This window comes from Streptomyces sp. NPDC048560 (assembly GCF_040650955.1).
Classification (GTDB): domain Bacteria; phylum Actinomycetota; class Actinomycetes; order Streptomycetales; family Streptomycetaceae; genus Streptomyces.
The window spans coordinates 191,846-204,920 of sequence record NZ_JBEZIJ010000012.1 but is presented as its reverse complement, the minus strand read 5'-3'; the positions used below and the strand labels follow the sequence as shown (position 1 = coordinate 204,920).

The 13,075-nt window shown below is 69.3% G+C and carries 12 protein-coding genes; 5 read left to right on the top strand and 7 right to left on the bottom strand.

Annotated features, from left to right (window positions below):
* Positions 1–7: 7 nt before the first annotated feature.
* The 3 genes from AB0C82_RS29475 to AB0C82_RS29465 form a co-directional block, all read right to left on the bottom strand.
* Positions 8–937: a carbohydrate ABC transporter permease gene (locus AB0C82_RS29475; protein ID WP_362847679.1), complete on the bottom strand. Its 930-nt coding sequence runs from the start codon at positions 935–937 to the stop codon at positions 8–10.
* Positions 934–1,989: a sugar ABC transporter permease gene (locus AB0C82_RS29470; protein ID WP_362847677.1), complete on the bottom strand. Its 1,056-nt coding sequence runs from the start codon at positions 1,987–1,989 to the stop codon at positions 934–936. The genes AB0C82_RS29475 and AB0C82_RS29470 overlap by 4 nt, the downstream gene beginning before the upstream one ends.
* Positions 1,990–2,171: 182 nt before the next feature.
* Complete coding sequence (locus tag AB0C82_RS29465; RefSeq protein ID WP_362847674.1) at positions 2,172–3,485, bottom strand: extracellular solute-binding protein; 1,314 nt, start codon at positions 3,483–3,485, stop codon at positions 2,172–2,174.
* A 327-nt stretch (positions 3,486–3,812) separates the two neighbouring features.
* Between AB0C82_RS29465 and AB0C82_RS29460 the strand changes: the two genes are divergently transcribed.
* The 3 genes from AB0C82_RS29460 to AB0C82_RS29450 all read left to right on the top strand — a co-directional run bounded on the left by AB0C82_RS29460 (position 3,813) and on the right by AB0C82_RS29450 (position 6,674).
* Positions 3,813–4,829, top strand: a complete 1,017-nt coding sequence (locus tag AB0C82_RS29460) for a LacI family DNA-binding transcriptional regulator (RefSeq protein WP_362847671.1) — start codon at positions 3,813–3,815, stop codon at positions 4,827–4,829.
* 196 nt (positions 4,830–5,025) lie between these two features.
* Positions 5,026–5,820: an SDR family oxidoreductase gene (locus AB0C82_RS29455; protein WP_362847668.1), complete on the top strand. Its 795-nt coding sequence runs from the start codon at positions 5,026–5,028 to the stop codon at positions 5,818–5,820.
* Between the two features lie 224 nt (positions 5,821–6,044).
* Positions 6,045–6,674, top strand: a complete 630-nt coding sequence (locus AB0C82_RS29450) for a dihydrofolate reductase family protein (protein ID WP_362847666.1) — start codon at positions 6,045–6,047, stop codon at positions 6,672–6,674.
* A gap of 80 nt (positions 6,675–6,754) precedes the next feature.
* On the opposite strand, the gene AB0C82_RS29445 is transcribed toward AB0C82_RS29450, so the two are convergent.
* The gene (locus AB0C82_RS29445) at positions 6,755–7,504 is read right to left on the bottom strand and encodes an NAD(P)H-binding protein (RefSeq protein WP_362847664.1); all 750 of its coding nucleotides are present in this window, start codon (positions 7,502–7,504) and stop codon (positions 6,755–6,757) included.
* A 124-nt stretch (positions 7,505–7,628) separates the two neighbouring features.
* Between AB0C82_RS29445 and AB0C82_RS29440 the strand changes: the two genes are divergently transcribed.
* On the top strand, positions 7,629–8,120 hold the full coding sequence (locus tag AB0C82_RS29440) for an Rrf2 family transcriptional regulator (protein ID WP_362847662.1): 492 nt from the start codon (positions 7,629–7,631) through the stop codon (positions 8,118–8,120).
* Between the two features lie 311 nt (positions 8,121–8,431).
* Here the strand turns inward: AB0C82_RS29440 and AB0C82_RS29435 are convergent, their stop codons facing one another.
* Together AB0C82_RS29435 and AB0C82_RS29430 are read right to left on the bottom strand one after the other, a co-directional pair.
* A complete protein-coding gene (locus AB0C82_RS29435) occupies positions 8,432–8,761 on the bottom strand; it encodes a contact-dependent growth inhibition system immunity protein (RefSeq protein ID WP_362847659.1) in 330 nt (109 codons plus the stop codon).
* A gap of 112 nt (positions 8,762–8,873) precedes the next feature.
* Positions 8,874–9,389, bottom strand: coding sequence for a hypothetical protein (locus AB0C82_RS29430; RefSeq protein ID WP_362847657.1), 516 nt, complete (start codon positions 9,387–9,389; stop codon positions 8,874–8,876).
* 581 nt (positions 9,390–9,970) lie between these two features.
* Between AB0C82_RS29430 and AB0C82_RS29425 the strand changes: the two genes are divergently transcribed.
* Positions 9,971–10,318 carry a hypothetical protein gene (locus AB0C82_RS29425; protein WP_362847654.1) on the top strand — a complete coding sequence of 116 codons (348 nt, stop codon included), beginning with the start codon at positions 9,971–9,973 and terminating at the stop codon, positions 10,316–10,318.
* A 121-nt stretch (positions 10,319–10,439) separates the two neighbouring features.
* On the opposite strand, the gene AB0C82_RS29420 is transcribed toward AB0C82_RS29425, so the two are convergent.
* Positions 10,440–12,860 carry a polysaccharide lyase 8 family protein gene (locus AB0C82_RS29420; protein WP_362847652.1) on the bottom strand — a complete coding sequence of 807 codons (2,421 nt, stop codon included), beginning with the start codon at positions 12,858–12,860 and terminating at the stop codon, positions 10,440–10,442.
* Positions 12,861–13,075: the final 215 nt, after the last annotated feature.

Genomic DNA, 13,075 nt, shown 5'->3' with positions numbered 1-13,075 from the left:
CGGAGGCTCAGCCCTTGACGGCGCCCTGCATGATGCCGCCGACGATCTGGCGGCCGAGGACGACGAACATCACGAGCAGGGGGAGCGTGCCTAGCAGCGCGCCCGCCATGATCAGCGACTGGTCGCGCACGTAACCGGCGCTGAGCTGGGTGAGGGCGACCGGCACGGTCGGGTTGTCCATGTTGAGCGCGATGAACGGCCAGAAGAAGTCGTTCCACGCGTGTACGAAAGTGATCATGAAGAGCACGGCCATCGCCGGCCTGGCCACCGGAAGCACGATGCTCCAGAAGATCCGCAGCGAGTGCGCGCCGTCCACGCGGGCGGCCTCGATGAGCTCGTCGGGCATCGACTCCATGAGGTACTGCCGCATGAAGAACACGCCGACGGCGCTGACCAGGGTCGGGAAGATGACGGCCGGCAGCCGTTGTCCCCAGCCCAGGTCGCTCATCATCATGAAGAGCGGGACCACACCGAGCTGCGGCGGGATCATCATCGTGCCGATGACGAGGGTCAGCAGCCCGTTGCGGCCCGAGAACCGCAGCTTGGCGAAGGCGAATCCGGCCAGGGTCGCGAAAAGTACGGTGGCCGTGGCGATACTGCCCGCAACGATCAGGCTGTTGAGCATCGCCTTGCCGAGCGCCGCTTCCGTCCAGGCCCTGCTCAGGTTGGTGAACAGATTGGGGCCGGGCAGGAACGGTGGCGGTGTCTGGGTCACCCGCGTGTTGTCGGTCGATGCCGCGACCATCGTCCAGTACAGAGGGAACAGGGACACGAGTGCGACGAGGCCGAGCAGGGCGTACGCCACGGGCCCCGCGTGGTGCTGACGTCCCGCCTTGACCTTGAGATAGGGGAGCCGGGAGCCGCTGCGGAACGGGGCGACGGACGGCTTGCTCTTCGAGGTGCGCCCGGGCGCACCCCGCAGACTGTCGGTGGTCATCGCTTTCCGCTCCTGATTCCCTGTGAGGTACGGGACCGGCCGGCCGCGCTCTTGATGAGGCGCTGCAGGACGAAGGCCAGGACCAGAATCAGGAACATGGCCCACGCGATGGTCGAGGCCCGGCCCATCTGGTAGTTCTTCCAGCCCTCCTCGTACATCAGCAGTCCGAGCGTCTGGTATTGGTTGTCGGCCCCGCCGGAGATTCCGTTCGGTCCCTGTCCGAAGATCAGCGGCTCGCCGAAGAGCTGCGTGGCTCCGATCGTCGACAGCACGATGGTGAACACGATCGTGGCCCGGATCCCGGGCACGGTCACCGTGAGGAACTGCTGCCAGCGCGAGGCCCCGTCGATCGCCGCCGCCTCGTAGCGGTCACGCGGGATGGCCTGCATCGCCGCCAGGTAGAGAAGGGCGTTGTAGCCGGTCCAGCGCCAGATGACGATGGTCGAGATCGCGATCTGGGCAGGCCACTTGTCGCCCTCCCAGTCGATGTTCTCCACGCCGAACATCCCGATGAACCAGTTGATCATCCCGAAGTCGCGCTCGAACAGCATGGTGAACACCAGCGCCGCGGCACCTACGGATGTCGCGTACGGCGTCAGGGCCGCGACGCGGAAGAAGGTCGAGCCGCGCAGCGAGTAGTTGAGGAGATGGGCGATGCCGAGCGCCATCAGCAACTGGGGCACCGTGGAGATGACACCGATGGTGATCGTGTTGCCGAGCGCGTTCCAGAATCGGTCATCGGCCCACAGCGCCGTGTAGTTGGCGAAACCACGCCACTCCATGAGGTCCATGGTGGCCAGCTCGACCTTGTGCAGCGAGATCCACGAGGTGTAGATCAGCGGGTAGAAACTGAAGGCGCCGAAGACGATGAAGAACGGGGCGACGAAACCGTACGGTGCGCCCCGCAGGTCGAGCCGGTGGAGCAGGTTGCGCCGTCGCTGCCGGGGCCGGTCCTTGTCACCGGGGACTTTGCGACCGGGGCCGGGCGGGGCGCCGGTTACCGGCCCGGCGGGACCGGGGGCCGGGGTGTGGGCGGAGGTGGAGGTGACCACTGCGGCCTCCTTCCTGAGGGAGAACTGAACTGGGCGTGTGGCGGCCGCCGCTGGGCGGCGCGGGTGTCGTTGAGGGAGCCGGCGGCCGGAGCGGCCCCGCCCGCACCCGGCGGGGAGGGCCGTCCGGCCGCAGGTGGCCGGGCCCGGGCGCTACGAGGCCCGGGCCCGGCACGCGGCGTACGTCAGCCGACGGCCTTGCGAATGCGCTCGTCCGTCGTGTCCCACGCCTCGGAGGGCTTCCTGCCCTTGGACTCGATCAGGTGCAGCCCCTGCGAGAAGGTGTCCTTGATCGTGCCGTCCTTGCGGCCGAGGACCTGCTCCGCCGGGATCTCGTTGGCGGCCGCGCCGAAGATCTCACCGATCGGCGCGTCGTTGAAGTACGGCGACTTCGCCCCCGAGACCTCAGGCTGGGCCAGTGCCTCCTTCGAGGAGGGGAAGTTGCCGATCCCCTTGAACAGGGCGGCCTGCTGGGCGGGAGCGGTCAGCCACGCCACGAGCTTCTGCGCTTCGGCCTTGACGGGGCTCTTGTCCAGGACTCCCAGGAAGGCGCCGCCCCAGTTGGCGCCCTTCGGTGCCTTGGCGACATCCCACTTGCCCTTGTTGGCGGGCCCCGCCTTCTCACTGATGTGGGCGAGCATCCACGCCGGACACACCGTGGTGGCGAAGGTGGAGTTGGCCAGGCCCGGGTCCCAGCCCGGCTGGAACTGGCGCAGCTTGGCCGTCATGCCTGAGGTGCCGGCCTCGGCCGCCAGGTCCCACGCCTCCTTCACCACGGGGTTCTTGTCGTAGATGAGCTCCCCGTCCTTGTCGTAGAACTGCTCGGAGGCGCCGTAGATCATGGCGTTGAACAGCCCGGTGGAACTGTCCATGAAGGCGAGCTTGCTGTTCTTCGAGCCGTCCTTGAACTTCTGTCCCGTCTCGACGTACTTGTTCCAGTCGCCCGCCCACAGCTCGGCGACCTCGTCCCGGTCCGTGGGGAGCCCGGCCTGCTCGAACATGTCCTTGCGGTAGCAGACCGCCATCGGGCCGATGTCCGTACCGAGTCCGAGGACCTTGCCGTCCGGTGTGGTCACCTGGTTGAGCTTCCACGGCTGAAAGTGGCCGGTGCCCTCGGTCTTGGCGAAGTCCGCGAACTTGGCGGCCTGGGTGTCCACGATCTCCTTGGCGCGGCCCACCTCGATGCCCTGGATGTCCTTGAGGCCGCTGCCGCCCGCGAGGTGGGTCTGGAGCGCGGTGTAGTACGTCTGCTCGTCACCGGCGATCTCCGCCTTGATGGTCACCCCCGGATTCTCGCGCTCGTACTGCTCGAGGAGCCCGGTCTCCTTGAAGCCCATGACGCCGAACAGGCCCATCGTGATGGTGACCTTGCCGTCCTTCTTGCCGCCTCCGGTGGAGGATGTGCTGCCTTCCGAGCAGCCCGCGAGCAGGCCGAGGGCAGCGATGGTCGAGACCGCGACGGTCGCTCGCGACCGTGACAGCGTTCGGGATATGCGCATGAGAGTCCTCCCAGCGGCGGCTCCGGCGCACGGCAATATCCGTTCGTCCGGTCCACGCTGCGGCTCGAAACGTGAAGTGGGATCGATTCCAATCGTGGTGGGATCGATCCCACCGACGTGCCGTGAAGACTGGCTAACTCCCCGCCCTGTGTCAAGAAGTTGAAACGAACTCATTTCAGAAGAGGTCGTTGCGTTCAACTGATGTGGCTGGGGGAAGTCGGACGCGGTCTGGCAGAATGCGCTGGCGAGCGCCGTTTCCGGGCGCCCGGAGCGTGCCTGACGGCGCGGAGCGAACGCGCCGGCGGCGCGGGACACGGGGGAGGGCACATGGGCACCGGTCGGCCGCCGACCATCAAGACCGTCGCCGCACGGGCAGGGGTGGGGCGTACGACGGTGTCCCGCGTCCTCAACGGCTCACCGCTGGTGAGCGACAAGGCGAAGGCCGCCGTCGAAGCGGCCATCGCGGAGCTCAACTTCGTACCGAGTTCGGTGGCGCGGGGACTCGTCACACGCCGGACCAACTCGATCGCCCTCGTGATCCCCGAGTCGGAGAGCCGGCTGGGTGCGGAGCCCTACTTCTCCGCCGTGATCCGGGGTGTGAGCACCGGACTGGCCGCGACGCAGACGCAGTTGCAGCTCGTGCTGGTCAGGGACAAGAGCGAGCTCGACCTGCTGACCGAGACCGTGACGGCCCGCCGGGTCGACGGGGTACTCCTCGTCTCGGTCCACCGGGACGATCCCCTGCCGGATCTGCTGGAGGCCCTGGGCCTGCCCACCGTCCTGGCAGGGCGGCGCTCGGACACCGAACCGCTCAGTCACGCGCACTCCGACAACCTCGGAGGGGCGGTGGCAGCCGTGCGCCACCTCATCGAACGCGGCCGGGAACGGATCGCGACGATCACCGGGCCGCTGGACATGGAGGTCGGCCGTGTCCGCCTCCAGGGATGGCGCGATGCCCTGACCGAGGCGGGCCGGTCGCCGGGTGAGGAGCTGGTGGCCGTTGCAGACTTCACCGAGGAGGGCGGACGCCGGGCCATGGTCGACCTGCTCGCCCGGGTCCCGGACCTGGACGCGGTGTTCGTGGCGTCGGATGTGATGGCGGCCGGTGTGCTGCTGGAGCTCCGGGCGCGGGGCAAGCGGGTTCCGGACGACATCGCGGTGGTCGGCTTCGACGACTCGCTGATCGCGCGCCACACGAACCCGTCCCTCACCAGCGTCCGTCAGCCGGTCGAGGAGATCGGCAGCACGATCGCCCAGATGCTCCTGGAGGAGATCGAGGATCCCGAGATGCCCCGGCGCTGTGTGCTGCTGCCCACCGAGCTGGTGGTCCGCGAGTCGTCCTGACGGCGCAGGCGACGGCTCCGCCGGTCGAGCAGGCGTTCTACGCGCGGACCTGCGTCACGCCGACACCCGCCGCCTCCACCGGTTCGGGCGCGCATGTTGCGAGGATTGCGGCTCCGGCCTCGTGCCGTGATCCGGTGCGCGGTACCGGACAGCCGCAGCGCTGCTCGCGGGCGCGCTTCTTCGGGAAGGACCGACGGTGCTGATCGACCTCACAGGGAATACCGCCCTGGTCACCGGATCGACCCAGGGCATCGGAGCGGCCATCGCGTCGGGCCTGGCCCGGGCGGGGGCACGCGTGGCCGTCAACGGCCGTACGGAGGCATCCGTCGCCGACGCGGTGGAACGGCTGAGCCGGCAGGACCCCGGAACCCGGTTCGTGTCGGCGCCCGGGGACATCGCCACGGACGAGGGCGCCGAACGGGTGGTAGGCGCCGTGCCGCGCGTGGACATCCTCGTCAACAACCTCGGAATCTTCGGTGCCGAGGACGCGCTCACCATCAGCGACGACGAATGGCGGCGGTACTTCGAGGTGAACGTGCTGTCGGCGGTCCGCATGATCCGCAGCTACCTGCCGGGCATGATGGAACGTTCCTGGGGGCGTGTCCAGAACATCGCCAGCGACTCCGCTGTCGTCATCCCCGCCGAAATGATCCATTACGGGATGTCGAAGACGGCACTCCTCGCGGTCTCGCGCGGATTCGCTAAGGAGGCGGCGGGGACGGGAGTCACGGTCAATTCGGTGATCGCGGGCCCCACCCACACCGGTGGGGTGGAGGACTTCGTCTACGAGCTGGTGGACAAGGACCTCCCCTGGGACGAGGCGCAGCGCGCGTTCATGCGCGAGCACCGGCCTCAGTCACTCATCCAGCGGCTGATCGAGCCCGACGAGATCGCGAACATGGTCGTCTACCTCAGCTCGGCCTTCGCCTCCGCCACGACGGGAGGAGCGGTCAGGGTGGACGGTGGATACGTGGACTCCATCCTGCCGTGAGCCGTGAGCCGTGAGCCGTGAGCCGTGAGCCGTGACCCGTGACCCTCGGGCCATGTCGTGACCGGTGCTCGTAGGCCGCTCGCCCCGGGGAGATCCTCGGAAGAATTCGCCGGGACGTGTCGATCCGGCCGTGCCTCGTTCGACGTACTGACGAGGGCAAGGAGCGGCGCCCGCGCTACCGGCCGGACGCCGTCCGTCCGGCCAGCCGCACGAAGGAGAAGGCCATGCCCAAGCTGCGCGTCCACAACGTCACCATCTCGCTGGACGGCTTCGCGTCCGGTCCCGACCAGCGTCTGGAGGAACCGCTCGGAGAGGGCTTCGAGATCGCACACGAGTGGATGTTCGCCGCGCTGCGGGAACGTGCCGAGGGCAGGCGCGGGATCGACGTCGAATACGTCGAACGCGGCGAGCACAACATCGGCGCCACCATCATGGGCCGCAACATGTTCGGGCCGGTGCGCGGACCGTGGCCGGACGAGTCCTGGACGGGCTGGTGGGGTGACAATCCGCCGTTCCACCACGACGTGTTCGTCCACACCCACCACCTGCGGCCGCCGCAGCCGATGGAGGGCGGGACCACGTTCCACTTCACGGACGAGCCCCTGGAGACCGTGCTGCAGCGCGCGTACGAGGCCGCTGAAGGCAAGGACGTACGTCTCGGCGGTGGAGCGGCCACGATCCAGCAGTACGTGCGAGCGGGGCTGGTCGACGAGATGCATCTGGTCATCGCGCCGATCCTCATCGGCAGCGGCGAGCGCCTGTTCGACAACCTCGGTGACCGGATCGACGGCTACCGGGTCGAGGAGATGGTCAGCTCACCGGCCGTCACGCACGCCCGGCTGATCCGCCGCTGACGGACCCGGGCCGACCCGGGCGAGGCCGCGTGGGCCGGCATCCGGACCGGCCCCGACCGGCCCGGTCCCGTCGCGAGGGGTCATACCGTCCGGCGAGGCGTGGCCAGCCAGTCCTTGTACGAGGTGGGGGCCAAGCGGGCTGCGGGACCGGCGACGAGGACGTCACCTTCGATCGCGGCGAACATGCCGGCCTGCTCGTCGGTGACGACCGTGCGGTCGTCCCGCCTCGTGGACAGCGTGAGGCGGCCGAGCTCGTCGAGGGCGAAAACGTCGGGCCCGGCGACGTCGAGCGTGCCGTTGAGCGGCCGGCCGGTGGCGACGTCCGCGAGGGCGGCGACCACGTCGGCGGTCGCGATGGGCTGCACGGGGGTGGAGGGCAGCCGGACGGTGCGGTCGTCCGCGGTCCAGGACATGACAGCGTCCACGAACTCGAAGAACTGGGTGGCGCGCACGATCGAGTAAGCGGTGGGACCCTGCCGCAACAGGTCCTCCTGCAGGGTCTTCGCGCGGTAGTAGTCCAGCTGCGGCACCTGGTCGACCCCGACGATGGAGAGGATGACCTGGTGGCCGACGCCCGCCCGTTCACCGGCGGCCAGCAGGTTCCCCATGGTGGTGCGGAAGAAGTCGGGGGAGGCCTCGTCGAACGTGGGGGAGTTCGTCACGTTGACGACCGTGTCCGCGCCCTGGAGTGCCTGGTCGAGGCCCGCACCGGTGAGCAGATCGACACCGGTCGACAGTGACGCGGGTGTCACCTCGTGTCCGGCCGAGCGGAGTGCGGTGACGAGCTGGGAACCGATGAGGCCGGTGGCGCCGATGACCGTGATCTTCATGATCGAGCCCTTCTGCGAGTCGCGTACCGAGTGGCGAAGGCCGAGTGACGCGCGCTCTAACCCGGACAGCTGATATCCGAGATAATACTCGGATAGTCTGTGTCTGAGTCAAATAGGAGCGCGCATGAAACTGTCCGGTGGCGTCGAATGGGCGCTGCACTGCTGCGTCGTACTGACCGCCGCGACCGAGCCTGTCCCGGCCGCCCGGCTGGCGTTGCTGCACGACGTCTCGCCCAGCTATCTGGCCAAGCAGATGCAGGCCCTGTCCCGGGCGGGCCTGGTGAAGTCCGTGCAGGGCAAGACCGGCGGATACGTCCTGACCAGGGCGGCGACCGCGATCACGGTCCTCGATGTCGTGCAGGCCGTCGACGGGGCGGACCCGGCGTTCGTGTGCACCGAGATTCGCCAACGGGGGCCCTTCGGGACGCCGCCCCAGGACTGCACGAAGCCGTGCCCCATCGCACGCGCGATGTCTGCCGCCGACGCCGCTTGGCGGGCATCGCTGCAGACCGTCTCCATAGCGGACCTCGTGGGCTCGGTGGAAACGGACAGCGGGCCCGAAGCCCTGCCACGCATAGGTACGTGGCTCAACGGGGCGAGCACCCCCCGCGACTGAGAGGTACGGTGCGGCCGGCCGCCGCCACCGCCCCGCAGGCCGCCGTCGCACGCATGGTGCTGTGCCCGCGCCGCTCCTCGTCGGTGGGGGTCTCCACTCACTCGGTGGACCCGTCGACGAGCCTGACGGTGTGAAGTAGCGCGAATCGGAGTCGACTCCGCCGGATTCGTCCCCCAGGCCCGACCGGTGGCGCCGGCCACCGCCACCCCGGATCGGTCAGTGAAACTGTCCCGGGCCGGCGACGAAGCGGGCCAGCTCGTTCGCGGCGCCGCGTGGCAGATCGCGGACCGCTGCGTCCGGCAGGCCCGCGATCACGGCGCGCAGCCGCGCCGCGAGGTCAGCAGCACGGTCCAGGCCGAGGCCGGGACGCCGACGGCCGAGAGCAGCAGGTCCCCCTCGTAGAAGTACGCGTCCAGCAGCGGGCGTTCGAGCAGCAGGCGCACCGCGGGCGGCAGGACGAACGGCAGGGCCACCCGCTGCGTGAGCAGGGTGCGCAGATCCGCCGGGCGCAGCTCGCTCAGCGGCACACGCCGCAGCTCATGCACTCTGCGGACCAGATGCGTCGCGTCGGCAGCGGGCGCCGCCCAGCGCGGTGGATCGAGGTCGTCGAGAGTGCGGTCGAGGTGGAGGAGGCGGTCCATGGCCTCATTCTCGTCCCTGGCCGCAGCACGACACGGCTCACCGGCGACCGGCTGCCCGACCGCTGGTGCCCGTACCCTTTCGACACCATGGATGGGAAACCGCCGGGGGTGATCACCCGAGTGATGCGCCGACGGTGGTCCGGCTTGCCGTTGGGGGCGCCCCGAGCGGTGTGTACGACAGCTCCCACGGCACGCTCTGTATGTGCTCCCGCCAGAGCAGCGCAGCGTGCTTCCTCTCCCAGGATGCCGCGATTCCGGCCCGTATCAACCAGTCCATGGCCATGGCCAAGGGGGCCAGTGTCAGCCAGGGGTTCACAGCCAGTCCGATGACCAGTGCAGGAACCAACATCACTGGCAGGAAGCGCCAGTTGAAGAGGAGAGGGCCCACGGAGTAGTCGGCGGGCAGCACCGTTTCGGGATCCTTGAGCGGCACCGCCTCGTCGAAGTCGCGAACCAGACCGATCCACCTGAGACGGGATGCCTCCAACAGGCCGAACAGCAGGCCGCATCCGACAACGACGAGGGCGACCTTCCGCACGGTGTCGTCGACGACCGGCAGTTCCCCCCGCACGCCGAACGCCACCGGTGCGCTCAAGGCGCTGGCGCACAGAGCCGACACCACACCCATCAGCTGATGGTGGACGTACCTGATCATCTGGCTCCCCCGATGACTCCGCCGAAATGCCCCGTGTGTATGGGTTCTCTGTGGGCCGGACGGCGTCCACGATAGTTTTTGCGCGTTGGTTCAACCCTCCTGGCAGCTTGAACTGCCGGTGAACATCGGGCCTGTGGGCCGTGGGCGAAGCCCCGCAGCACCGGCCGTCCCGTACGACACCGTGGACGCGGCGCTCCCGGGACGGGAAGCTTGACCGAAGCACCCCAGGCAGGTGGTCCAGGTAGGCGACGGCTCCGGTCGAGCCGTCGGGCCGTCGGGCCGTCGGGCCGTCGGGCGGAGGGACAGCGGAGGGACATATGAAGCGGAGCAGGAGCCATGCAGCGGCGTGCTCGGCGCTGATGAGCGCGGTGATTCTGCTGACGGGATGTGGCGGGGGGAGCGGCGCTGATTCGTCCGAGGGAGTGCCTGGGGCATCCCCCAGCAGTGCCGGCTCGGGCGCCACCGACGCCGCTACCCCCACCGCCTCCGCCGGACCGTCGTCCACGTCCTCGGGTCCTGCCTCCACACCAACCTTGTCCGCCTCCGCTGACCCTGTGCGTGCGGACGACCTCCTTGTCGTCGTGACGGTCAGCGGGGGGATCGACGGTCGGCACCGGAGCGTGCTCATCGACGGCGACGGTTCGTACGCGACGCTGTCGCGCGGGGAGCCCGAGGGGAAGGGGCGGATGAAGCCCGCGGAGCTGGCGGCGTTGCGTGCGGCTCTTGCGGAGTCGGAGTTCGCGACCCTGCCCCGGGTCAACCTCGCTGAGCAGCCCATCCCCGACGGGCTCACCACCGCTGTCGTGTATCAGGGCCATGAGGTGGTGACGGACGGATCGAAACCGCTGCCCGGACTGGACCGTGTCATAGCGGCCCTGCCACCCATGGAGGCCCGGTCGTGACCATCCCGCCAAGGGGGTGAGGAGCAGCCGGTGCCCGCGGCGCCGCGCTGGAGCGGGGGAGTGGGTAGGGAGCAGTGGCCCCGGCCTCGGGTGGGGCGGTGAGGGCCACCGCCGCTTCGGTTCAGCCGAGGCGGACCGTCACCCTCTGCGGCGCGCCCGCCCGGCCGGTGAGGTCGCCGAACGTCAGCTTCAACGAAGGCCCGGTGGTGGCGCCGACCAGGGTGGACGGCCTGGAGAGCACCTTGGTGACCCGCCGGTTCCAGGAGACCTCCAGGGAGGTGGCCTGCCTGGACGGGTCCGAGACGACGATCGTCGCCGTGCCGTTCCCGTGCTCACGGACGAGCACGGAGGCGGGCGCGTTCGCGGTGATCCTCTCCACGGTGCCGGGTGCCCAGAAGTTGACCGCGGTGAGTCCGAGGCGGCTCACCCGTACACCCTGCCGGGTGCCCGTGTTCGCGAGGATCCTGAGCCAGTCATGGTCACCGGCACGCCGGGCCGTGGCCTGTGCACTCGCGCCCGGCATGAGGACGTACGCGTAACGGCCGTCGACCGGGTCGGTGCCGTGGTCGGTGAACAGGGTCAGGTAGCGGCGGGTGAGGGGGTCGGCCGGCCCGCCTGCGTTGATGTCCTTCCAGGCGCCCGTCCGTTCCTCGCGTACCGCGTCGACCTTGGCTCCACCGGGGAAGACGTAACCGGCCTGGCCGGCGATGTGCGCCCACCCGGCGTTCTCGAAGGTCGCCGACCAGCCCTGGGCCGTGGGCTGCTGCCTGCCGTCGACGGTGAGGGCGGGCGCACCGCTGGTGCCGAGGTGGCGGTTGTCGATCGTGGTCTCGACGGGGAATCCGTCGGCCGATGTGATTCCCGCGCCGAGGCAGACGACGGAGTCGTCCAGCCAGAACCAGGACTTCTTCGCCTCCATCGTGCCGGACAGGCCCTTCAGGTGCTGGCCGGTGACGCCGAACTCGCCGTCGGTGGTGCCGCCGACCCAGGCGGCGTCGGGCATGGGCTGACCCCAGTTGCCTCCTTCGCCGTCCGCGAGTGGCTTACGGGAAGCCGTGATGCCGGGCAGACGGTAGGGATCGACCGTCGGCCAGTACGCGTCGGAGTACTGCTCCAGGCCGAAGTCGTCGCCCCACCAGGAGAGCCAGCCGGAGCCGGTGTGGTAGCCCCGGGCGTTCTCACCGTTGCCGAACTCGTAGTGCGCGATGCGGTTCGAGGCCATCGAGACCGATGCGGCCCAGGTGCGACGGCGGTGGGTTGCGCGGTCCATGTGGTGGAACAGCCGGTGCTCGACGGGCTCGGGGGCCTCCATGACGGACGCGTCGTCCTGCACACCCTGCAGCAGCGACGCCCGGATCAGGCTCAGACCGGGGTTCTTGAGGGGCGGGTAGTGGTAGTCGCGCCGCATCCAGCCCTTGACCATCGCCCGCCAGCGGGCGTTCTCCTCGGCGCCGGCGCCCTGGCCGAGCAGCACGAGGGTGGCGAGCAGGCCGTGGGCGCGCTGGTGCTCGTTGCCACCGCTGCGGCTGATGCCGCGCGAGGTGACGTTGTCCATGATCAGTCCGTTGTAGATGAACGGTGCGACGGCCTTCTCGACGGTGTCGAGGAAGAGCTGGGTGTTCGGGTCGTTCAGCTGCCAGGCGGATCCGCGCAGCAGCGCGAGCAGGCGTCCCACGCCGTCGTGTAGCACGGCGCCGTAACCGCCGATGTAGGGCACGTTGCGGTGCTGGATGAACGAGCCGTCGGAGTAGAAGCCGTCACCCGAGGTCACATAGGGGAAGACCGGAGCGAGCGCACGGGCGGCGAGTGCGACCTTGTCCGGATCCTCGCCGACGATGCCGCGCAGGACGATGCTGCGGCACAGGTCGACACGGTTCGCGCCCGTGCTGGTGCCGGTGTACTCGGCCACCGCCGAGTCGGGCACGAAATGGTCGACGGCCCGGCAGAAGGCGGCGATCCGGTCCGGGTTCAGGTGTTCGTGGAGGAGCACGCAGGTGTCCATGAGCGCCTGCGCACCGCCGATCTGCCAGTTCCACCAGTTGCCATAGCGCGTGGTGTTCTCGTTGTAGACCTCGGCGTGGACGTGGTCGAGTCCCGCGACGACCGCGTTCAGCAGCTCGGTGTCACCGGTCAGCCCGGTGCCGGGCTGACAGAACGCCTGCGCCATCAGGTTCAGCCTCGTGAAGGTGTCGTTCATACGCGACGAGAAGACGTACGACTCCGCGTCCAGGTCGGGCTCCGGGTCGCTCCACACCAGCCCCGGCCAGAGCGAGCCGCTCGCCGGAGCGATGGTCGACAGGTAGTCCCGCGCGGACGTGCCGAGGCCGGCGAGGAGCGTCCTGAACGGCTCGGCTGTCGGACTGAACCCCGTACCCAGCACAAGATCACGCCATTTCGCCCGAAGGGCGGCGAACTGTTCGTCCACGGTGACCGTTTCACCGGCGACGGCTGGGCCGGGTACCAGTCCTGTGAGCCCCGCGGCGAGGGCGGTGCCCCCGGCGGCGTACAGGAAGGCGCGACGATGCCAGGCCGAAGCAGTCATGGAGGATCCCATCCTTGTGGGGATGCCTTGCAGTCGGACTCCCGGCCCGGCCTACGGCCATCCCCGTAGTGGCTGCGCCGGCCGACGCGGAGCCCCGGGTGCGCACGGGCGGCGCTCGGGAGGCCTCGCAGGGTGCCGGACATCTACGGATCGGACCGCGGTGAGCGGTCCTACTGGTTGGCCAGACTGGGATTCCCGCATCGCGAAGTCAACGA

Coding starts and splice junctions, on each gene's coding strand:
- AB0C82_RS29445 (WP_362847664.1), bottom strand. CDS start 7,504: ATGAAGATCACGGTCATCGGCGCCACCGGCCTCATCGGTTCCCAGCTC.
- AB0C82_RS29435 (WP_362847659.1), bottom strand. CDS start 8,761: ATGGACCGCCTCCTCCACCTCGACCGCACTCTCGACGACCTCGATCCA.
- AB0C82_RS29460 (WP_362847671.1), top strand. CDS start 3,813: ATGGGCACCGGTCGGCCGCCGACCATCAAGACCGTCGCCGCACGGGCA.
- AB0C82_RS29420 (WP_362847652.1), bottom strand. CDS start 12,860: ATGACTGCTTCGGCCTGGCATCGTCGCGCCTTCCTGTACGCCGCCGGG.
- AB0C82_RS29475 (WP_362847679.1), bottom strand. CDS start 937: ATGACCACCGACAGTCTGCGGGGTGCGCCCGGGCGCACCTCGAAGAGC.
- AB0C82_RS29440 (WP_362847662.1), top strand. CDS start 7,629: ATGAAACTGTCCGGTGGCGTCGAATGGGCGCTGCACTGCTGCGTCGTA.
- AB0C82_RS29430 (WP_362847657.1), bottom strand. CDS start 9,389: ATGGGTGTGGTGTCGGCTCTGTGCGCCAGCGCCTTGAGCGCACCGGTG.
- AB0C82_RS29465 (WP_362847674.1), bottom strand. CDS start 3,485: ATGCGCATATCCCGAACGCTGTCACGGTCGCGAGCGACCGTCGCGGTC.
- AB0C82_RS29450 (WP_362847666.1), top strand. CDS start 6,045: ATGCCCAAGCTGCGCGTCCACAACGTCACCATCTCGCTGGACGGCTTC.